This window comes from Thermus aquaticus, assembly GCF_001280255.1.
Taxonomy (GTDB): domain Bacteria; phylum Deinococcota; class Deinococci; order Deinococcales; family Thermaceae; genus Thermus; species Thermus aquaticus.
Genome location: NZ_LHCI01000106.1, coordinates 584,301 through 603,332, shown reverse-complemented (window position 1 = coordinate 603,332; position 19,032 = coordinate 584,301). Strand labels below are relative to the sequence as shown.

General features: G+C 68.0%; 23 protein-coding genes and 1 tRNA gene. 8 read left to right on the top strand and 16 right to left on the bottom strand.

The genetic code is table 11. The annotated features are described in order from the left end of the window. Window positions 1-10 precede the first annotated feature (10 nt). A complete protein-coding gene (locus tag BVI061214_RS04265; RefSeq protein ID WP_053767414.1) occupies window positions 11-931 on the top strand; it encodes a nitroreductase family protein in 921 nt (306 codons plus the stop codon). Here the strand turns inward: BVI061214_RS04265 and BVI061214_RS04260 are convergent. Beyond that, on the bottom strand, window positions 928-1,542 hold the full coding sequence (locus tag BVI061214_RS04260) for a C40 family peptidase (RefSeq protein WP_053767413.1): 615 nt from the start codon (window positions 1,540-1,542) through the stop codon (window positions 928-930). The two genes, BVI061214_RS04265 and BVI061214_RS04260, sit on opposite strands and share 4 nt — an antisense overlap. A gap of 31 nt (window positions 1,543-1,573) precedes the next feature. Between BVI061214_RS04260 and BVI061214_RS04255 the strand changes: the two genes are divergently transcribed. The 5 genes from BVI061214_RS04255 (at window position 1,574) to BVI061214_RS12475 (ending at window position 5,558) form a co-directional block, all read left to right on the top strand. Then, window positions 1,574-2,779: a TIGR02710 family CRISPR-associated CARF protein gene (locus BVI061214_RS04255; RefSeq protein WP_053767412.1), complete on the top strand. Its 1,206-nt coding sequence runs from the start codon at window positions 1,574-1,576 to the stop codon at window positions 2,777-2,779. Next, the gene (gene cas1, locus BVI061214_RS04250; protein ID WP_053767411.1) at window positions 2,779-3,726 is read left to right on the top strand and encodes a CRISPR-associated endonuclease Cas1; all 948 of its coding nucleotides are present in this window, start codon (window positions 2,779-2,781) and stop codon (window positions 3,724-3,726) included. The genes BVI061214_RS04255 and cas1 overlap by 1 nt, the downstream gene beginning before the upstream one ends. A 649-nt stretch (window positions 3,727-4,375) precedes the next feature. After that, window positions 4,376-4,648, top strand: coding sequence for a CRISPR-associated endonuclease Cas2 (gene cas2 / locus BVI061214_RS04245; protein ID WP_003046971.1), 273 nt, complete (start codon window positions 4,376-4,378; stop codon window positions 4,646-4,648). 109 nt (window positions 4,649-4,757) lie between these two features. After that, a tRNA-Trp gene (locus tag BVI061214_RS04240) sits at window positions 4,758-4,833 on the top strand. Between the two features lie 26 nt (window positions 4,834-4,859). After that, window positions 4,860-5,558, top strand: a complete 699-nt coding sequence (locus tag BVI061214_RS12475) for an FAD-dependent oxidoreductase (RefSeq protein WP_082333117.1) — start codon at window positions 4,860-4,862, stop codon at window positions 5,556-5,558. On the opposite strand, the gene BVI061214_RS04235 is transcribed toward BVI061214_RS12475, so the two are convergent. From BVI061214_RS04235 to BVI061214_RS04180, 12 genes are read right to left on the bottom strand one after another with little or no spacing between them, the layout of a single operon-like run. Then, on the bottom strand, window positions 5,451-6,452 hold the full coding sequence (locus BVI061214_RS04235) for an A/G-specific adenine glycosylase (protein ID WP_003046966.1): 1,002 nt from the start codon (window positions 6,450-6,452) through the stop codon (window positions 5,451-5,453). The two genes, BVI061214_RS12475 and BVI061214_RS04235, sit on opposite strands and share 108 nt — an antisense overlap. A 1-nt stretch (window position 6,453) precedes the next feature. Beyond that, complete coding sequence (locus tag BVI061214_RS04230) at window positions 6,454-6,876, bottom strand: CoA-binding protein (RefSeq protein WP_053767410.1); 423 nt, start codon at window positions 6,874-6,876, stop codon at window positions 6,454-6,456. Then, the gene (locus BVI061214_RS04225) at window positions 6,873-7,718 is read right to left on the bottom strand and encodes an NAD+ synthase (protein WP_003046959.1); all 846 of its coding nucleotides are present in this window, start codon (window positions 7,716-7,718) and stop codon (window positions 6,873-6,875) included. Before BVI061214_RS04225 ends, BVI061214_RS04230 begins: the two co-directional genes overlap by 4 nt. Further along, the gene (locus BVI061214_RS04220; RefSeq protein WP_053767409.1) at window positions 7,715-8,590 is read right to left on the bottom strand and encodes a nitrilase-related carbon-nitrogen hydrolase; all 876 of its coding nucleotides are present in this window, start codon (window positions 8,588-8,590) and stop codon (window positions 7,715-7,717) included. The genes BVI061214_RS04225 and BVI061214_RS04220 overlap by 4 nt, the downstream gene beginning before the upstream one ends. A 4-nt stretch (window positions 8,591-8,594) precedes the next feature. Next, window positions 8,595-10,190: a 1,4-alpha-glucan branching protein gene (locus tag BVI061214_RS04215; RefSeq protein ID WP_053767408.1), complete on the bottom strand. Its 1,596-nt coding sequence runs from the start codon at window positions 10,188-10,190 to the stop codon at window positions 8,595-8,597. 4 nt (window positions 10,191-10,194) lie between these two features. Then, the gene (locus BVI061214_RS04210) at window positions 10,195-11,004 is read right to left on the bottom strand and encodes a [LysW]-aminoadipate kinase (RefSeq protein WP_053767407.1); all 810 of its coding nucleotides are present in this window, start codon (window positions 11,002-11,004) and stop codon (window positions 10,195-10,197) included. A gap of 17 nt (window positions 11,005-11,021) precedes the next feature. Beyond that, complete coding sequence (argC, locus tag BVI061214_RS04205) at window positions 11,022-12,056, bottom strand: N-acetyl-gamma-glutamyl-phosphate reductase (protein WP_053768583.1); 1,035 nt, start codon at window positions 12,054-12,056, stop codon at window positions 11,022-11,024. Further along, entirely contained in the window at window positions 12,049-12,894 is an 846-nt protein-coding gene (lysX, locus tag BVI061214_RS04200; protein WP_053767406.1) for a lysine biosynthesis protein LysX, read from the bottom strand. The genes argC and lysX overlap by 8 nt, the downstream gene beginning before the upstream one ends. A 53-nt stretch (window positions 12,895-12,947) precedes the next feature. Beyond that, window positions 12,948-13,112 (bottom strand): lysine biosynthesis protein LysW, encoded by a 165-nt coding sequence (gene lysW / locus BVI061214_RS04195; protein ID WP_003046938.1) that lies wholly within the window; start codon window positions 13,110-13,112, stop codon window positions 12,948-12,950. Beyond that, window positions 13,109-13,429 carry a hypothetical protein gene (locus tag BVI061214_RS04190; RefSeq protein ID WP_003046935.1) on the bottom strand — a complete coding sequence of 107 codons (321 nt, stop codon included), beginning with the start codon at window positions 13,427-13,429 and terminating at the stop codon, window positions 13,109-13,111. The genes lysW and BVI061214_RS04190 overlap by 4 nt, the downstream gene beginning before the upstream one ends. A gap of 9 nt (window positions 13,430-13,438) precedes the next feature. Next, on the bottom strand, window positions 13,439-13,930 hold the full coding sequence (locus tag BVI061214_RS04185; RefSeq protein ID WP_053767405.1) for a LeuD/DmdB family oxidoreductase small subunit: 492 nt from the start codon (window positions 13,928-13,930) through the stop codon (window positions 13,439-13,441). Window positions 13,931-13,971: 41 nt separating this feature from the next. After that, on the bottom strand, window positions 13,972-15,225 hold the full coding sequence (locus BVI061214_RS04180; RefSeq protein ID WP_053767404.1) for a 3-isopropylmalate dehydratase large subunit: 1,254 nt from the start codon (window positions 15,223-15,225) through the stop codon (window positions 13,972-13,974). Between the two features lie 32 nt (window positions 15,226-15,257). Between BVI061214_RS04180 and BVI061214_RS04175 the strand changes: the two genes are divergently transcribed. Together BVI061214_RS04175 and BVI061214_RS04170 are read left to right on the top strand one after the other, a co-directional pair. Continuing rightward, window positions 15,258-15,485 carry a type II toxin-antitoxin system HicB family antitoxin gene (locus BVI061214_RS04175; RefSeq protein WP_003046927.1) on the top strand — a complete coding sequence of 76 codons (228 nt, stop codon included), beginning with the start codon at window positions 15,258-15,260 and terminating at the stop codon, window positions 15,483-15,485. Further along, complete coding sequence (locus BVI061214_RS04170; RefSeq protein ID WP_003046923.1) at window positions 15,475-15,681, top strand: type II toxin-antitoxin system HicA family toxin; 207 nt, start codon at window positions 15,475-15,477, stop codon at window positions 15,679-15,681. The genes BVI061214_RS04175 and BVI061214_RS04170 overlap by 11 nt, the downstream gene beginning before the upstream one ends. Before the next feature lie 2 nt (window positions 15,682-15,683). Here the strand turns inward: BVI061214_RS04170 and lysS are convergent, their stop codons facing one another. From lysS to BVI061214_RS04155, 3 genes are all read right to left on the bottom strand, one after another. Further along, a complete protein-coding gene (gene lysS, locus BVI061214_RS04165; RefSeq protein WP_053767403.1) occupies window positions 15,684-16,814 on the bottom strand; it encodes a homocitrate synthase in 1,131 nt (376 codons plus the stop codon). Between the two features lie 144 nt (window positions 16,815-16,958). After that, the gene (locus BVI061214_RS04160; protein ID WP_053767402.1) at window positions 16,959-17,750 is read right to left on the bottom strand and encodes an isoprenyl transferase; all 792 of its coding nucleotides are present in this window, start codon (window positions 17,748-17,750) and stop codon (window positions 16,959-16,961) included. A 145-nt stretch (window positions 17,751-17,895) separates the two neighbouring features. Further along, window positions 17,896-19,014, bottom strand: coding sequence for an acyl-CoA dehydrogenase family protein (locus tag BVI061214_RS04155; RefSeq protein WP_053767401.1), 1,119 nt, complete (start codon window positions 19,012-19,014; stop codon window positions 17,896-17,898). Window positions 19,015-19,032 lie beyond the last annotated feature (18 nt).

Sequence of the window (19,032 nt, the reverse complement as noted above, 5' to 3'; positions counted from 1 at the left end):
TCCTGCCCCCATGGACCTCACGCCCATCCTGGCTAAGAGGCGAAGCGTGCGCCGCTTCAAGCCCGTGCCCATTCCCCCGGAGGACCTGGAGAAGCTCCTTTTCGCCCTCCAGCGGGCCCCCACGGACGCCAGCGCCCAGCTTTATAGCGTCCTGAGGGTCAGGGACCCGGCCCTTAGGGAGGCCATCGCCCGGCTTTCCGGGGACCAGGAGCACGTGCGGCAGGCGGCGGAGTTTTTCCTCTTCCTGGCGGACGTCCACCGCCTGGAGAGGCTCCTCGCCCACCGGGGGGAAAGGATGGCCTCCTGGCCCAAGACCGCCCTCCACTTCGGCGTCCTGGACGCGGGGCTTTCCGCCGCCTACCTGGCCCTCACCGCCGAGGCCCTGGGCTACGGGGTCTGCTTTATCGGCGGGGTCCTCAACGAGCCCGAGGCCCTACTGGACCTCCTCCGCCTGCCTCCCGGGGTCTTCCCCGTGGTGGGGCTGGCCCTGGGGGTCCCGGACGAGGAAGGTCCCCCTAGGCCCAGGCTTCCCCGGCACCTGGTGGTCCACGAGGACCGCTACCGCCCCTACACCGAGGAGGACCTGGAGGCGGCCTACCGGGCCATGGCCCCCTACAGCCGCGTTGGAGACTGGGGAAGGGTCCTAAGCCGCTACTTCGCCCAGGGGGGCGCTATGGAGGCCCGGGAGGCCCCTTACGGCCGGGCCCTAGCCCGCCAGGGCCTGGACCCCGACCTGCCCCAGGGAAGCCCCTATTACTCCCTGGGAAGCCTCATAGAGACCGCCCTAAAGGAGGCCCGGGCCGTCCTCTTCCGCCGGGGGGAGGCCTGGCTGGAGCGGGAGGCCGAAGCCTTCCGGGGGGAGGGGAGGCCCGGGGAGGCGCTTGTGGAAGCCCTGAAGAAGGCCCGGGGAGAGGTCCCGGACTGGCCCTAGGGCCCTTTGGCCTCCTGGAGGACCCGCCTCGCCCCCCTGTAGGCCTTTTTGTAGAGGGGGGCGTCCAGGCTCTCTATCACCACCCGGCTCCCGTAGCTACTGGCGTGGGCGAAGACCCCCCGGCCCAGGTAGATCCCCACGTGGTCCACGTCCTTCCCCCCGAAGCTGAAGAAGACCAGGTCCCCGGGGCGCAGGGTGTCGGCCGCGGGCAGGGCGCGGTACTGATCCCGGCTGGTCCGGGGCAGGGCCACCCCCAGCTCGGCGTAGACCTGGGCCACGAAGGCGGAGCAGTCCAGGCTCAAGGGCGAGTTGGCCCCGTACTTGTAGGGCACGCCCAGGTAGCGGAGAACCGCCTTCACCAGGGGGCTTTCCGGGTCAAAGTCCTCGGCTTGGGGTTCCTGGGGAGGGCCTTCCTGCGAAGAGGGGGCGGGAAGCTTCAGGACCTGGCCCACCTGGAGGTCCGGGGAGGTGAGGCCGTTCAGGCGCATGAGCTCCTCCACCGTGGTCCCGTACCTGCGGGCGATGGAGAAAAGCGTGTCCCCGGGGGCCACGGTGTGGGTGGGCTGGGCCAGGGCAAGGCCGAGGAAGAGGACCAGAACCGCCTTGCGCATGGGTCCATTCTAACCGGGCGATAATGGGGGCATGAAGGTCCTCATCCTCACCGTGGGCACCACCCGGGAGCCCCTGGAGGTGGCCCTTTCCGAGCACGCCCCCGAGGGGGTGGTCTTCCTGGCCAGCCAAGCGAGCCACCCCGTGGCCGCGGAGCTTCTAAGGGACTACGGGGCCTCCTTCCGCCACCACACCCTTCTCCTGGAGGACGCGGAAAGCCTCCTCGAGGCCTACCAGAAGGCCCTCCTCGCCCTGAGGAAGGCCCTGGAGTGGGAGGCGAAGGCCATCGTGGCCGACCTCACCGGGGGCACCAAGCCCATGGCGGCGGGCCTCACCCTGGCCCTCACGGGGCGGGGGGTGGTCTTCAGCTACGTGGGCGGGGAACGGCGGGACCCAGAGACGGGCCGGGTCCTCTCCGGGCACGAAAGGCTCCGCCTCCTGGAGGACCCCACGGCCCGCTTTGGCCTCCGGGAGTGGGCGGGCTTCACCCGGGCCTGGAACGCCCTGAACCTGGGCATGGCCCTCTCTGAGTTGGAAAGCCTCCTAAGCCGCCCCCTCTCCCCTTCCGAGGCCCGCTTCTACCGGGCCATGCAGGGGGTGGTGGAGGGCCTCATGGAGTGGGACCGCTTCCGGCACCAGGAGGCCCTAAACCGGCTTTCCGCCCACCTCCCCGTGGCCCTGGCCGTGGCCGAGGCCTGGGGGCACGGGGGCAAGGTGCGGGTCCTGAAGGGCCTGGAAGCCCTCCTTCCCCATCTACAAAGCATCGTGGAGGCCGGGGAAAAGCCCACCTTCCCCCTCCTCCAGGACCTCCTGGCCAACGCCGAGCGCCGGGCCGCCTTGGGCCGCTTTGACGACGCCCTGGCCCGCCTCTACCGCGCCCTGGAGCTGGCCGTGGAGGCCGACCTCCAGGAGCGCCTGGGCTTCACCCTGAAGGACCCCAAGACCTGGCCCGAGGACTTCCCAGAAAGCCTTAGGGAGCGCATTCTGAAGCCCAGAGGCCTCATGGAGCTCCTCGAGGCGGCCTTTGACTTGGACCTGGCCTTCGGCCAGCGGGGCACCCTAGCCCAGCGCCTCTACGGAGAGAAGAACCGGCTCCAGGCCCTCCTCCAGAAGCGGCACGGGAGCATCTTGGCCCACGGCACGAAGCCTGTGGAGCGGGAGGACTACGAGCGCCTGCGGGACTTCCTCGCCGGGCTGGACGAGCGCCTGAGGCCCCTTCCCCCCTGGCCCCTCTTCTGATGACCCTACACCTCACCCACCAGGGGGCCACCCTGAGACTCAGGGCAGGCCGCCTCCTCCTTGAGAAGGACGGGATTACCCTGGCCGACTTCCCCGCCCGTCAGGTGCGCCGGGTGGCCCTTTGGGGCAACGTGCGCCTCTCCACCCCCGCCCTGGTCTTCCTCCTCCGGCAGGGGGCGCCGGTCTTCTTCCTCTCCCTGGAGGGCTTTCTCTACGGGGTGGCGGGGGCCTTCCCCGACCCCCACCCGGCCCACCTCCGGGCCCCGTTTGGGGCCGAGGCCCTTCCCCTGGCCCGGGCCTTCGTCCTGGGGAAACTCCGCTCGGCCCAGGCCCTCCTCCTGCGCCACGGCCTTCCCGAGGCCGAGGAGGTGGCCCAGGCCCTCGCCCGGGCCGGAGAGGCCCAGAGGCTGGAGAGCCTCCGGGGGGCGGAGGGGGAAGGAAGCCGGGCCTACTTCCAGGGGTTAGGCCGCCTCCTCGCCGCCCAAGGCTTTGGGGGGCGCACCCGCAGGCCCCCTAGGGACCCGGTGAACGCCGCCCTCTCCTACGGCTACGCCCTCCTCTTGGGGCGTGTTCTGGTGGCGGTGCGCCTGGCGGGGCTCCACCCCGAGGTGGGCTTCCTCCACGCCGAGGGGCGGCGGAGCCCCGCCTTGGCCCTGGACCTGATGGAGGAGTTCCGGGTGCCCGTGGTGGACGCCGTGGTCCTCTCCGCCTTCCGGAGGGGGCACCTCACCCCAGCCCACGCCGAAGCCAGGGAAGGAGGCGTGTACCTGAACGAGGAGGGCCGGAGGCGGCTCATAGAGCTCTTGGAGGGCCGCTTCCTGGAGGAGGTAGCCCACCCCTTGGGCTTCCGCAAACCCCTGGGGGAGATGATAGAGCTCCAGGCCCAGCGCCTGAAGGCCGCCCTTTTGGAACGGGGGCACTACACGCCCTTTTACCTTTGGCGATAAGGCGGGCCTTTACTATACTTGTCAGCAAAATTACGATGCAACTGGCCCTTCTTGCGCTTTGAAAATCAAAGCCCCTTTGCCAGGCCGCCTTTTGGCCCATATTTTGACCTGGTTCAACGTTGCGGTGTGTGCTATACTCCCCCTAACCCGGACCTCCGGGTGGGGACCTTGAAAGCCAGTTCTTCCCTTGGGGATGGGCAATATGCGTTTTCTCCTTCTCATCGGCCCTCTCTCCTGCGTGTGTTCATCGGCATAAACCCCCGAAAATCCCCGTTATTCGTCCCATGCATATTCCAAGCTTCATCTTTCTCACAAACCCCTCTCTGGCAGCGCCGTCCAGAACGGCGTTCTTAGGGGGGTAAAGTTGCAAACCACTTAGCCCCGTAAGGGGATTGCGACCTCGGGGGGAAGGGCCCCCTCGTAGCCGAACACCACCTCGTTGCAAACCACTTAGCCCCGTAAGGGGATTGCGACGCGTGCGGGCCAATCGTGTCCCGCACGTTCTCCATCGCGTTGCAAACCACTTAGCCCCGTAAGGGGATTGCGACCAACAGTGATGCAGCAGCCCAATGACTGTCATGATTAGTTGCAAACCACTTAGCCCCGTAAGGGGATTGCGACTGCCGGGTGTTTCGGATAGTCTAGACCCATGGCAAAACGCCTTTACGCTGTGGCGTATGACATCCCCGACGACACCCGCAGGATTAAGCTGGCCAATCTGCTCAAAAGCTATGGGGAGCGGGTCCAGCTCTCCGTGTTTGAGTGCTACCTGGACGAAAAGCTCTTAGAGGACCTGCGCGCCCGGGCGAGGCGGCTTTTGGACCTGGGCCAGGACGCCCTGCGCATCTATCCCGTGGCGGGGAGGGTGGAGGTCTTGGGGGTGGGGCCGCTTCCGTCCCCTCGGGAGCTCGCCGTGGTCTAGGGCGTGTGCCAACGCCACATCCTCTTGGCCCAAGAGAGGGGCCTTCCCGGGCATCAAGCCCCCCCGGCTTGGCCCCTGGGCCAAGGTGTGCTACAATCCCTCAAGGCGGGGGCCGTTAGCTCAACTGGCAGAGCACCGGTCTCCAAAACCGGGGGTTGGAGGTTCGAGTCCTTCACGGCCCGCCAGATGGCCCCTCTGGGGCCTTTTTTCTATGAACAGGTACCAGGTCCTCATCGTGGGCGCCGGGTTCTCGGGGGCCGAGGCGGCCTTTCGCCTGGCCTCCCAAGGCGTGCGGGTGGGCCTTCTCACCCAAAGCCTGGACTCGGTCATGATGCCCTTCCTCCCCCCAAGGCCCCCCTTCCCCAAAGGAAGCCTCCTGGAAAGGGCCTACGACCCCAAAGACCCCCGGGTCTGGGCCTTCCACGCCCGGGCCAAGTACCTCCTGGAGGGGGAAAGGAACCTCCACCTCTTCCAGGCCACGGCCACGGGCCTCCTTCTGGACGGGGAGCGGGCGGTGGGGGTGCGCACCTGGGAAGGCCCCCCCGCCCTGGCGGACAGGGTGGTCCTGGCGGTGGGGAGCTTCCTCGGGGCCAGGCTCCTTATAGGAGAGGTGGAGGAGGAGGCGGGGCGGCTTTCCGAGGCCAGCTACCCGGACCTCCTGGAGGACCTCCTCTCGCTGGGCTTCCGCTTCGTGGAGCGGGAGGGAAGCGTGCCCGAGACCCCCAGCACCCCGGGCTACCGGGTGCGCTACCTGGCCTTCCACCCGGAGGAGTGGGAGGAAGGGACCTTCCGCCTCAAACGCCTAGAAGGGCTCTACGCCGTGGGGCTTTGCGTGCGGGAGGGGGACTACGCCCTCATGAGCGAGGAGGGGAAGCGCCTGGCGGAGCACCTTCTCCATGAGCTTGGGTAGAGGCCTTTTCCAGGGGTCCTCCCCTTCCCCCTCCCAGAAGGCCCCGTGGACCTCCACAAGGAGCCTCCTGTGGGTTAAGGCGTGGCGGACCTCTCCCAGCAACCGGGGGGCCACCCCCAGGGCCTCCGCCCTCACGGGAAGCTCCTCGGCCGGGAAAAGGGGGACGCCGTAAAGCCCCTGGAAGCGCCCTTCCAGCCTTTCCAGGTAAACCCCCTTCCGCCCCAGGAGGACCAGAGCCGCTAGGCGCTCTTCCCTGACCTTTCGCCTTTGCGGGAGGGGGTAGCGCTCCGGGGCCTCCTTCCCCCGGCAGCGGGAGGCCAGGGGGCAGGCCCCGCAGAGGGGCTTCCTGGGGAGGCAGACCGTGGCCCCAAGCTCCATGAGGGCCTGGTTCCACTCCCCGGGGTGGGCCTCCTCCGGCATAAGGCTCTGGGCCAACCCCTGGAGGGCCTTGGGCGAGGCGCCTTCCAAGGCGAAGAGGCGGGCGAGGACCCGGCGCACGTTGCCGTCCACCGCCGCCACCCGCTCCCCGAAAGCCATGGAGGCCACCGCCGCCGCGGTGTAGGGGCCGAGGCCGGGAAGGCCTTTGAGCTGGGCGAAGCTTTGGGGTAGGGCCTCCACCTGCTGGGCCAGGCGGTGCAGGTGGACCGCCCTCCGGTAGTAGCCCGCCCCCTGCCACACCCTCAGGACCTCCTCCAGAGGGGCCTCTCCCAGGGCCTTCAGGGTGGGGAAGCGCTGGAGGAAGCGGCGGTAGTAGGGAATGGCCTGCCGGACCTGGGTCTGCTGGAGGAGGACCTCGGAGACCAGGATGCGGTAGGGGTCCTTCTCCCCCCGCCAGGGCAAGGGGCGGGCGTGCTTCCGGTACCAGGCGAGAAGGGCCTCCTGCCAGGCTTTCACGCTAGAGGGGAATGGAGCCAAAGAAGAGGCGCCTGTGCTCCACCATGAGGCACCGGTCCGCCACCAGGGGGATACCCGCCTCCCGAACCCGTTCTTCAAAGGCCGGGTTGCGGATGCCCGACTGGAGCCAGACCAGGCCGGGCCTGAGGGCCAGGATCTCCTCAAGGTGGGCCATGAGGGCCTCCCCCGGGCGGAAGACGTCCAGGATGTCCACGGGGCTCTGAAGCTCCAGAAGGCTCGCCGCCACCTTTGCCCCAAAAAGCTCCTCCCCGGCGAGGCGGGGGTTCACGGGCAGGATGCGGTAGCCTCTCTCCAAGAGGTAGCGGGGCACGTAGTGGGCGGGGCGGCTTGGGTCCTTGTGGGCGCCGAGAACGGCGATGGTCTTGGCCCGACTCAGGTAGGTTTTGAGCTCCTGGTCGCTCATGGCCGGTAGTCCAAAGGCCTCAGGTAAAACTCCCCGATGGCCGTGGAGGAGAGGAGGGCCACGGTGGGGAGGGCCCGCTTCCAGTGGGTGCGGTTCACCCCCTCCTTGACCCGCCGGATCTCCTCCTCGGTGAAGCCCAGGCCCAGGAGGTAGCCGTCGGGGTAGCCCTTCAGGTAGTGCTCCAGGATGACGTCGGCCCGCAGGTAGCGCACCCCCAGATCGGCCTCGTCCGTCTGGCCGGGGATGAGGTCGGCGGTGGGGGGCTTCTTCACCACCGCCTCCGGCACCCCCAGGTACTCGGCGAGCCGCCAGACCTGGGTCTTGTAGAGGTCCCCCAGGGGGTTCACGGGCGGGGTGTCGTCGCCGTGCCAGGTATAGTAGCCGAAAAGCCTTTCCGTCTTGTTGCCCGTGCCCAGGGGGAGGGCCTGGTAGGCCTGGGACTTGTCAAAGAGGACCACCATCCGCGTCCGGGCCATGACGTTGCCCTTGCGGTGGGGCGTGAGGTCCGGGGTCAGGGCGGCGTAGGCCTCCACCATGGGGGTGATGTCCACCTCCTCCAAAGCGACGCCGAAGGTCTCGGCCACCAGGTAGGCGTGCTCCCGGGAGAGGGGACTCGAGTCCCGGTGGGGCAGGAAGAGGGCGTGGACCCGGTCCTGCCCCAGGGCCCGCACGGCCAGGGCCAGGGTGGTGGCGGAGTCCACGCCCCCGGACACGGCCACGATGGCCTTCTCATATCCCCGCCAGGCTAGCTCCTCCCGGATGAAGCGGGTGAGGAAATCGGCCACCAGGGGCCAGTTGAGCTCCAGGCTTTCGCCGAGCCTCGAGGCCTCAATCACCCTCATGGCACCTCCTTAAGACCCCTCTTGGCCAACCGCTCCAGGTCGGGGAGGAGGAGGGGGAGGCTGGCCTCGAGGTCGGAAAGCAGGGGGGCGTCGTAGCGCACCGGGGGAATGCGCTCCCGGTCCAGGGCGAAGAGGAGGGCGGCCTCCTCAAAGAGGGGCGCCTCGGCCAGAACCCGCCCATCGGGCCCCACCGCCAGGCTTCCCCCGCTCATCCCCTTCCCCCCCTCAAAGCCCACCAGGCTGGCCAGGACCACGTAAACCCCGTGCTCCGCCGCCACCGCCCGGGCCAGGTTGCGCCAGCGCTCCACGTTCTCCGGCCGCTCACCCTGGAACCCCCGGGCCGGGCTCGCCGCCGGAACGTAGATGACCTCGGCCCCGTCCAAGGCGGCGATGGCGGCGGTGATGGAGTGCCAGAAGTCCTCGCAGATGAGGATGGCCGCCCGGCCAAAGCGGGTGCTAAAAGCCGCCACCCGGCTTCCCCGGGCCAGGTAGCGCTCCTCGTCAAACACGCCGTAGGTGGGGAGGAAGACCTTGCGGTGGACGTGGACCACGCGATGGGGAAGCTCCAGGTAGGCGGCGCTGTTGTAATAGGCCCCTCCGTCCCGCTCGTAAAAGCCCACCACCACGTCCAAAAGCCCCTCCCAGCCCAGCGCTTGGTGAAGCTCGGAGAAAAGCTCCAGAAGCTCGTGCCGGGTCAGGGCCAGCTCCCTAACCCCCCCCTGGAGGAAGTAGCCGGTGAGGGCGGCCTCGGGCAGGACCACCACCTCGGGGGCGTGGGGGCAGAGGGCCTCCAGGTGGGCCCGAAGGCGAAGGAGGCTCTCCTTCAGCCGGGACTTCTCCGGCCGGAACTGCAACACGGCGTGCCGCGCCACGCCCTTATCCTATCCCCCCGGGCTCGTGGGCAGAGTGGGGCAGAGCTCCCTCCAGGTAGAGCCTGGGGTCGGCCTCGGGGAAGGGGTTGTCCCGCTCCTCCAGGGCCTTCAGCTCCTCCTCGGAAACCCCCCGCAGGATGCGGAAGAAGGCCTCGGCGTGCCCTTCATAGCGCTCCCTGGCGTAGGCCTCCGCCTGGCCGGTGTCTATGAGGAAGGGCCAGTCGGAGGCCTCGAGGAGGAGAAGCTCCCGCATGGCCTGGCGGAGGTGGCGGTGGGAGAGGTTGCCCCGGCGGGCCTCCTCCATCAGGGCCCTTTCCGCCCGGTAGACCTTTCGCCAGTAGTCCAGAGTCTTCTCGTTGAGCCAGACCCGGTGGTCCCCGCCCCGGCCCCAGGAACCCTCGGGCAGACGGGCCCGCACCGCCTTCCCCTGGACCGCCTCCCTGGCGGTCACGGCCTTCACCCCCGGGAGGCGGGATAGGCGGCGCAGGACCTCCTCCAGCCAGGCCACCCCCTCGTACCACCAGTGGCCGAAAAGCTCGGCGTCGTAGGGGGAGAGGATGACCCCCTCGGGCCGCCCCTGGGCCAGGCGGGCCACAAGGCCCACGAAGTGCTCGGCGTGCTCCTTGGCCTTGGCGAAGGCCGCCTCGGGGTCGTAGGGGGCCTTGGCGGCAAGGTCGGCTTTGCGGTGGGTGACCCGCCAGTGGTGGAGCCCGGAAACCGGGTCCTTGCGGTGGAACTCCCGGTAAAGCCCCTCCCCGGGGTAGCCGTGGTCGGCGCTCCACACCTGGAGGGTGGTCTCCCGGTTGCGGGCGAGAACCCGGAGGCCCGACTCCAGCTCATGCACGTAGTAGGTGGCCTCGGCGCTCTCCACCTGGGCCAAGGAGGCCTCCCCATAAGGGGAAAGGGCCTCCCCTCCCTGCACCAGGTGGGCGTCCACGAAGGTGTAGCGGATGCCGGCCCGCATCAAAAGCTCGTCCACCCCCGCCCTGAGACCCTCCCTGGCCCCTTCCACCGGGGGCTTCCAGTACCCCCTGGGCCGGTAGGCCATCTCGGGGAGCCAAAAGCCCATGGGGTCCTTGGCGAAGTGGCGGCGGTAGACGGCCACCCCGGTCTTCACCTGGGCCCACAGGGCCTCGTCGTACCCCAGGAGGGGGGAGTAGCCGTGGGTGGCGTTGGAGGTGATCAGCTCCACCTGCCCCCGGTCCTGGGCCCGGCGGAAAGCCTGGAGGGTGTCCCCGCCCAGATGGTGGAAGTAGTCCAGGGTAAGTTCCCAGAAGGCCACCTGGTGGCGGGCGCTCTTCTCCAGCTCGGTGCCCTGGTAGCGCAGGTAGTCGCTCTGGGCCCGCTCCAGGCGGTCCTTGGCGTAGGCCTGGAAGCCCGCCTTCACCTTGGCGTCGCCCAGCTGCTCCGCCAGGATGGGGGTGATGCCCAGGGTGAAGCGGGCCTCCACCCCCTCCTGCCAGAGCCTTTCCAAGGCCCTCAAGAGGGGCAGGTAGGTCTCGGCCATGGCCTCGTAGAGGGTTTCCTCCCCGAAGGGCCACAGGCCGTGGGAGCGCACATAGGGGAGATGGGCGTGGAGGACCAGGGCGAACCGCGCCATGGGTCTAGCGTACCACGGTACCTTCCCCGGAAAGGGCCCGCCTTATGGGGTTTTCCACCCGGGCGTCGGCGAAGATCACCCGCTTCACCCCGCCCTTCACCGCCTCCACCGCCCCCATGACCTTCCGCTTCATCCGCCCCTGGGCCAGGGCCAGGTACTCGGGGTCCTCTACCCTCTCCACCGGGATCTCCCGCACCAGGGAGGCCTCGTCGGGGTAGTGGGCCAGGAGGCCCGGCACGTTGGAGAGGTAGACCAGGGCCTCCGCCCCAAAGACCCGGGCGAGAAGGGCCGCGATCTGGTCCCCATCGGTGTTGATGGCCTCCCCCTCGTAGCTAAGGGCGGGCGGGGTGATGACGGGCAGATACCCTTGGCCGAGGAGGAGGTCCAGAAGGGCCTTGTTGACCTCCTCCACGGTGCCCGTGTAGTCCCCCCGGTGGATCTTGACCTTGCCGTCTTCCACGTACTTGACGGCGGTCTTGCGGCGGCCCACAAGAAGCCTCCCGTCCAGGCCGGAAAGCCCCAGGGCGTTCACGCCCTCCTTCTGGAGAAGTTCCACCAGGCGCTTGTTGACCAGACCGGCGTAGACCATGATGAAGATCTCCAGGGTCCTCCGGTCCGTGAGGCGGCTCACCTGGCCCCCGGGGTGGGTGAGGAACCGGGGAGGGTGGCCCAGGGCCTCGGCCACCTTGTTGGTCTCCGCGCTCCCTCCGTGCACCAGAAGAAGCCTCTGGCCCTCCTTCCACAAGGAGGCCGCGTCCTTGGCCACGGCCTCGTAGTCTATGCCCTCCGCGCCGCCTACCTTGACCACGATCATGGGCAAGCCTCCTAGATTCAGGGGTGCAGGCCGGGGAAGTCCAACCCCAGGGTCTCGGGAAGGCCCAGGCGGATGTTGAGGGCCTGGAGGGCGTGGCCCGCCGTGCCCTTCACCAGGTTGTCTATGGCCACCATAACCACCAGCCTGCCGGTGTCCTCCTCCAGCTCAAAGCCGATGTCGGCGTAGTTGGTGCCCTGGACGAAGCGGGGGTCGGGGTAGCGGTGGACCCCCTTCTTCTGCTTGACCAGCCGCACGAAGGGCTCGGCCCCGTAGGCCTCCCGGTAGGCCTGCCACACGTCCCTTTCGCTCCAGCCGTCCTGCAGAAAGGTCTGGGCGGTCATGAGGATGCCCCGCACCCGGTCGGTGGCGATGGCGGTCAGGTGGACCTCGGGCCTGCCGGGAAGGTTCTCCACCACCTCCGCCGTGTGGCGGTGGCCCGTGGGCTTGTAGACCCGGATAGAGCCCGCCCGCTCGGGGTGGTGGCTGGCGGGGCTGGGCTCGGCCCCCGCCGCCGAGGTGGAGATGAGAAGGGTGACGAAGATGGGGGAGGGCTTCAGCACGCCCCCCTTGAGGAGGGGGTAGAGCCCCAGGAGGGTGGCCGTGGCGTTGCACCCTGCCCCGGCCATCCAGTCGGCCTCCCTCAAGGCCTCGCGGTAGAGCTCAGGAACGGCGTAGACGAAGCGGCCCAGGAGCTCGGGCCTGGGGTGCTCCCCGTAGTACTTCCGGTAAAGGTCCGGGTCCTTGAGGCGAAAGTCGGCGGAGAGGTCCACCAGGATGGGGGCGAGGGAAGCGTAGCGGTCAAACTCCCGGGCCAGAACCCCGTGGGGAAGGGCCAGGACCAGGATGTCGGCGGGCTCCAGCTTTTCCGGTGGAACGAACTTGAGGCTCGTGCGTCCTCGCAGGTTGGGGTGGACGAAGTGAACGGGCTCCCCGGCGAAGCGCCTCGAGGTCACCTGCTTTACTTCCAGATAGGGGTGGGAAAGGGCGAGGCGCAGAAACTCCCCCCCGGCGTACCCCGAGGCCCCCACGATGGAAAGGGTCTTCCTAGCCACCGGCCACCTCCCAGGCATACCTCAGGATCTCCCCCGGGATATCCACCCCCGTGGTGTGCACGGAGTTCTTGAACTCCATGGTGTGGTTCACCTCGTTGACCAGAAGGCCCCTCTCCGACTCAAAGAGGTCTATGGCCACTACCCCGCCCCCCACCGCCTGGGCGGCCCGCAGCGAAAGCTCGGCGATCTCGGGGGTGACGGGGCAGTTTTCCGCCTGCCCGCCCCGGGCGGTGTTGGTGATCCAGTGCTGGCTCCTGCGGTAGATGGCGGCGATGGCCCTCTCCCCCACCACGAAGACCCTGATGTCCCGGCCGGGCTTCTTCACGTACTCCTGGATGTAAAGGAGCTGGTGCTGGAAGCCTCCCAGGACCTCCTTGTGCTCCAAGATGGCCTCCGCCGCCTCCCGGTCCGTGATCTTGGCGAGGAGGCGCCCCCAGCTCCCGATCACCGGCTTTAGGACCACGGGGTAGCCCCAGGCCTCCATGAGCTTAAGGGCCTCCTCGGCCTCGGTGAGGAGGGCGGTCTTGGGCTGGGGCAGGCCCGCCCGCTCCAGGGCGACGCTGGTGGCCCACTTGTCCCCGCAGGTCTCTATGACCTCGGGCCGGTTGACCACGGGGATGCCCAAAGCGGTCAGGTAGCGGGCCACGGCCAGGCCGCGGCTTTGGCTCACGCACCGCTCCAGGGCCACGGTGACCCCTTCCAGCTCCTTGGGCCTCTCCCCCAGCACCATGTGCAGGGCGGGGACGTAGACCTTTTTGAAGGGGAGGCCCAGGGCCTCGGCCCGCTCAAAGAGCATCTTCTCGTCGGGGCGGATGCGGTCGTAAAGGATGGCCAGCATGGCGGCTTAAGGGGTGAAGCCGGACTCTGTCCGGCCCCGGCTCAGCGGGGGGCTCACTCCCCCCAGTCCTCGGCCTCCTCGGGGGCGGGCTCCAGGCGCAGGGGGTCCAGGGAGACCACCTCCAGCTCCGCCCCGCACTCCTCACAGACCACGAGCTCGCCCAGTTCCGGGTTCTCCAGCCTAAGCTCCGCGCCGCACTCAGGGCAAGTGGCCGTCATTCTTCGTCCTCCTCTACCTCCTCTACCTCGCTCCAGTCAGGCACAAAGCGGAAACCGCACTCGGGGCACTCCACCTCCTGCCCCGCCTCCTCCTCGGAAACCTCCAAGGTGTAGCCGCACCGGGGGCAGTCCACGAAGAAGCCCTCCAGACCGCCCTCCGAGACCTCCAGCTCCAGGGGGTCCAGGGAGACCACCTCCAAAAAGGCCCCGCAGGCCTCGCACTCCAGCACGTCCCCCACCTCGAGGGTCTCCAGATCCTCGGCCAGCGCCACGCTGACCTCGCCGCACACCGGACAGGTGATCTCCAGGTCCTCCATGCCTCAAGTCTACTCCCCCGGGAAGCGCCCGTGCTTCTTGTAGTAGTCCAGGAGGGAACCCTCCTTGAGGGCCTCCAGGAGGAAGGGGGGCGGGGGCCTGAGCGGGAAACGCTCCTCTCCCCTAAACAAAACCCCCCCTTCCAGGTCCAGCTCCACCTCGTCCCCGTCCTCTAGCGCATCCACCACCTCCTCCGACTCAAAGGGAACGATGCCCAGGTTCACCAGGTTGCGGAAGAAGATGCGGGCGTAGCTCTTGGCGATGACCGCCCGGATCCCCAGGCGCTTCAGGGCCTCCGGGGCGTACTCGCGGCTAGAGCCAAGCCCGGCGTTTCGCCCAAAGACCAGGATGTCCCCCGGCCGCACCTCCTGGGCGAAGCCGGGCCGCAGGTGGGCGAAGGCGTAGAGGTGGAACCGGTCCTCCCCCACCATGAAGGGGGCGTACTTGCCGGGCAGGATGTCGTCGGTGTTGATGTGGTCGCCGAACTTGAAAACCTTAGGCATAGACCTCCTTTCGGCACTCCTCCAAGACCTCCTTCTTAAAGCTACGCCAGGCTTCCCGCATCCAGATCCTCCGGCGTGGCGATGTACCCGGCCACGGCGCTGGCGGCGGCCACCCTGGGGCTCGCCAGGTAGATCTCGGCGTCCGGAGCCCCCATGCGCCCGCGGAAGTTGCGGTTGGAGGTGGAGACGCAGACCTCCCCGGGGGCCAGAACCCCCATGTGCCGCCCCATGCAGGGACCGCACCCCGGGGTGCCGATGGTGGCCCCGGCCTCGAGGAGGGTGAGGAGGGTGCCGTCCCTGGCGGCCTCCTCCAGGACCTGGCTGGAGGCGGGCACCACCAGAAGCCGCACCCCGGGGGCCACGCGCCGCCCCTTCAACACCTCGGCGGCGGCCCTCAGGTCCTCAATGCGCCCGTTGGTGCAGGTGCCGATGAAGACCTGGTCCACCCGCTTGCCCCTGACCTCGGCCACTTCGTGGACGTTGTCTACGTAAAAGGGCACGGAAACCCTGGGGGTGAGGGAGGAAAGGTCTATCTCCACCACCTCCCGGTAGCGGGCGTCGGGGTCGGGGTAGAGCCAGTCGGGGACCTGGTACATCTCCAGGATCTCCCCGCTGGGCACCACCAGGCCCGCCTTGGCCCCGGCCTCCACGGTGAGGTTGGCCAGGGTCATGCGCTCGCCCCTTGTGAGAGCCTCGGCCCCGTCCAGGAGGTGAATCTCCACCGCCATGTAGGTGGCCCCCTCCGCCGTGAGGCGGCGCACCATCTCCAGGGCGGCGTCCTTGGCCGTGACCCCCCTGGGGAGGCTTCCCCGGAAGACCACCTTGACGCTCTCGGGGACCCGAAGCCAGGTGCGGCCCGAAGCGGCCGCCAGGGCGATGTCCGTGGCCCCCATCCCCGTGCCGAAGGCCCCCACCGCCCCGTAGGTGGTGGAGTGGCTGTCCGAGCCCACCACAATCCAGCCCGGCTGGGCGAGCCCTTCCTCTATGAGGACCTGGTGGCACACCCCCCGGCCCACGTCAAAGACCCGGATGCCATGCCTCTTTCCCCATTCCCGGATCTCCTTCTGGGCCTTGGCCACCTCGAGGTTGGCCGCCGGGGCCACGTGGTCTATGACGATGGAGACCCTTTCCGGGTAGCGGGGCGTGGCCCCCAGGTAGTCCAGGCGCTTGAAGAAGCTCCCGGCGATGGAGTCCACCACCATCACCTGGTCCACCTCCACCACCAGAAGCTCCCCCGCCTCCACCGGCCTTCCCACCTTGTGGGAGAGGATCTTTTCCGCTAAGGTTTGGGGCATCTTCGCCCTCCCTTACCTTCTATAATGCGGCTATGGGCCGGTACTGGATCCGGGTTTACCCCGATCCCGAGGAGCCCGGGGTTTGGCTCGCCGAGGTCCCCGCGGTACCCGGGGTGCGCTCCGACGGGGACACGCGGGAAGAGGCCATCCAAAACGTCCTGGAAGCCCTCGAGGCCATGTTGGAAGCCCTTCGGGCTAGAAACCTCCCCATCCCTGAACCCGATGAGGAGTGGGTGGAAGTCCACGTAAATGCCGCCTAGACCCGAAGAGGTGGTGCGCAAGCTGAAACGCTTGGGTTTTGAAGAGGCCGGGGGAAAAGGTAGCCACCGCGTCTTCCTGCACCCCGACGGGCGGCGCACCGTGGTCCCCTTCCACCGCAAGGAGCTCAAGAAAGGCACGTTCCTAGGCATTCTCAAGGACATCGGCCTCACCGAGGAAGAGTTCCGCCAGATCTAGCCTCATGCCGTGATCCACTCCCTCAGGATCCGGTCCAGCTCCTCGAGGGTCAGCTGCCCCCGGTCCGCCAGGGCCTTGATGTGCTGGGTGACCCGGTGGAGCTCCTCCTCCCCGTAGTGGAGGCCTAGCTCCTCCGCCCTGGCCTTGATGGCGTGGCGGCCCGTGAGCTTGGAGGCGATAATGAGCTTCCGCTTGACCCCGAAGACCTCGGGAGGGTAGGGCTCGTAGGACTCGGGGTTCAGGTAGATGGCCTTCAGGTGCATCCCCGCCTTGTGGCTGAAGGCGGTCTCCCCGGTGATGTAGTTGTTGAAGGGGATCTCCACCCCCACCATCCTGGCGATCATCCGGTCCAGCTCGGGGATCATGTCCAGCTTGTACTTCCGGCTCACGTACTCGGGCTGGAGGGTGTACATGCGGGCCAGAAACCCTCCCAAGGGGGTGATGCCGTTCCGCTCCCCAATCCCCAGAATGGTGGTGTCCACGTGGGTGGCCCCGGCCTCTATGGCCTCAAAGGCGTTGGCGATGGCGCACCCCGTGTCGTTGTGGCCGTGGAACTCAATGTCCACCTCGGGCCCCACCACCCGCCGCACCTCCCGCACCAGGGCGTAGACCTGCCGGGGGGTGGCGATGCCCACGGTGTCCGCCAGGCCCACCCGGTCCACGTAGGGGGCGACGGCCTGGTAGATGGTCAGGAGGTCGTGCTCGTCGGAGCGGAAGGTGTCCTCGGCGGAGAAGCGCACCTCCACGTGGGGGGCCTTTTCCCGGATGTAGGCGATCACCTCCCGGGCCTCCTCAATGATCCGGGGGATGTCCCGGCCGTGGGCCGCCCGCAGGTACTTGCTGGTGCCAAAGAGGAGGTCAATCCCCTGGACCCCCGTTTCCACCGCTACCTGGGCGGCGTCCAGCCGGGTCTGGATGTGGGTCACCACCTTGGCCTTGAGGCCCAAGGAGGCCAGGACCTCGGCGTCCTTGCGGGACTGGGGGGAGGCCATGGGGGTGGTGACCTCAATGTACTCAATCCCAAACTCGTCCAGGGCCTTGGCGATCTCTATCTTGTCCTGGGTGGAAAAGTTGGCCCTTTCAAACTGCTCGCCTTCCCTCAAGGTGGAGTCTATAATCTTCCATTCCCGCATGCGCCCCTCCCTAAACGAAAACCGGCCCGAACTCGGGCCGGGGGATAGGGAAACCCTTAGAGGGCTATCCTAACCCCCGGCGACCGAGTTTTTTCTCACGGGCCAGCATCTTGGGGGTAAGGATATACGAAGCCTCTCCTTTTGTCAACGCCCAAACCGCCTCTCCCGGGCCTGGTAGCTCCTGAGGGCGCGGAGGAAGTCTATCTTGCGGAACTCGGGCCACAGCACATCGGCGAAGTAGAACTCCGAGTAGGCCGACTGCCAGAGGAGGAAGCCGGAAAGCCTAATCTCCCCCGAGGTGCGGATGATGAAGTCGGGGTCGGGAAGGCCGGCCGTGTAAAGCCTTTTGCCGATCTCCTCGGCGGTGAGGGCCTCGGCCACCTCCTTGGGGGAAAGGCCCCGCTCCTCGGCCTCCAGGAGAAGGCTCTTCACGGCGTCCACGATCTCCTCCCGCCCTCCGTAGCCCATGGCGATGTTGAGGACCATGCCCTGGTGGTGCCGGGTCCGGGCCTCGAGGCGCTCCATGGCTGCCCGCACCTCCGGGGAGAACCCCTCCCGCCGCCCGATGAGGCGCACCTGGACCTGGTTTTCCAGGATGCGGTGGTCCTCCGCCATCCTCTCCGCCTCCCGCACGAAAAGGCCCATGAGGGCCTCCACCTCCTCGGGGGAGCGCCGGAAGTTCTCGGTGGAGAAGACCCAGACGGTGACCGTTCTGATCCCCATCTCCAGGCACCACTCCAGGACCTCGTAGGCCTTCTGCACCCCGAACTCGTGTCCCTGGGTGGGGGCAAGCCCCAAAGCCCGGGCGTAGCGGCGGTTTCCGTCCAGGATGAGGCCCAGGTGCCGGGGCATGGGGCCCTTTTTCACCTCTTTCAGGAGGCGCTTCTCGTAAAGCCAGTAGAGGGGGCGGGAGAGGCCAAGGAGGCGGCGGAGCATACCTTTTCCACCCTAATCCCCGGATATGGAGAAAGGAAAGGGGGCTAAGTGCCCGCACTTTGGTTCTGCAGCACAGGAAGCCCAAACCAGGGCTAGGAATGGCCTTTTGGGGCCCCCGCCGCGGCTTTCGCCGCGGCGGGGTACTTTAGCGGTAAAGCTCCCGGGCGATGACCAGGCGCTGGATCTCCGAGGTCCCCTCGTAGATCTCCGTGACCTTGGCGTCCCGGTAGTAGCGCTCCACCCGGTAGTCCCGGTGGTAGCCGTAACCGCCCAGAACCTGGACGGCCTCCCGGGTCACCTCCACGGCCACCCGGCTGGCGAAGAGCTTGGCGGCGCTGGCCTCGAGGGTGAAGCGCTCCCCCCGGTCCTTCTTCTCCGCCGCTCTCAGGGTGAGGGCCCGGGCCGCCTCGAGGCTCACGTGCATGTCGGCGATCTTGAAGGCGATGGCCTGGTGCTCCCTCAGCTTCTTCCCAAACTGCTCCCTTTGGTCGGCGTAGGCCCTGGCGATCTCGTAGGCCCCCCGGGCGATGCCCACCGCCTGGGCCGCCACGCCCACGCGCCCCGAGTCCAGGCCCGCCAGGGCGTAGGCGAGCCCCCGCCCCTCCTCCCCCAGGAGGTTCTCCTCGGGAACGAAGACCTCCTCGAGGCGCACCTCGGCGGTGTGGGCCGCGTGCAGGCCCATCTTCTCCTCAGGGGGGCCGAAGGAAAGGCCGGGGGTGCCCTTCTCCACCAAAAAGGCGCTGATACCCTTCTCGGTGCGGGCCATGACCACGTAGAGGTGGGCCTGGCCGGCGGAGGTGATCCAGCTCTTCACCCCGTTTAAAACGAAGCCCCCGGGGACCCGCCTGGCCTCGGCGCGAAGGCTCTTGGCATCCGAGCCCGCCTGGGGCTCGGTGAGGCAGAAGGCCCCGATCCACTCCCCTTTGGCCAGGGGCACCAGGTAACGCCTTTTCTGGGCCTCGGTGCCGAAGCGGAGGAGCATGTACTGGGGAAGGCCCGAGGTGACCGAGACGATGACAGCCACGCTGGGATCGGCGGCGGCGATCTCCTCCAGGGCCAGGACCCAGGTCACGGAGTCCAGCCCCACCCCGCCCCAGGCCTCGGGCGTGGTCATGCCCAAAAAGCCCAGCTCCCCTAAGGCCTTGAGCTGAGGCCAGGGGTACTGGCCCGTGCGGTCGTACTCCGGGGCCAGGGGGTAGAGGACCTCCTTGGCCACCTGACGGACCGTGTCCAGAACCATCTTCTGCTCTTGGGTGAGCGTCATCCACCCTATCGTACTATC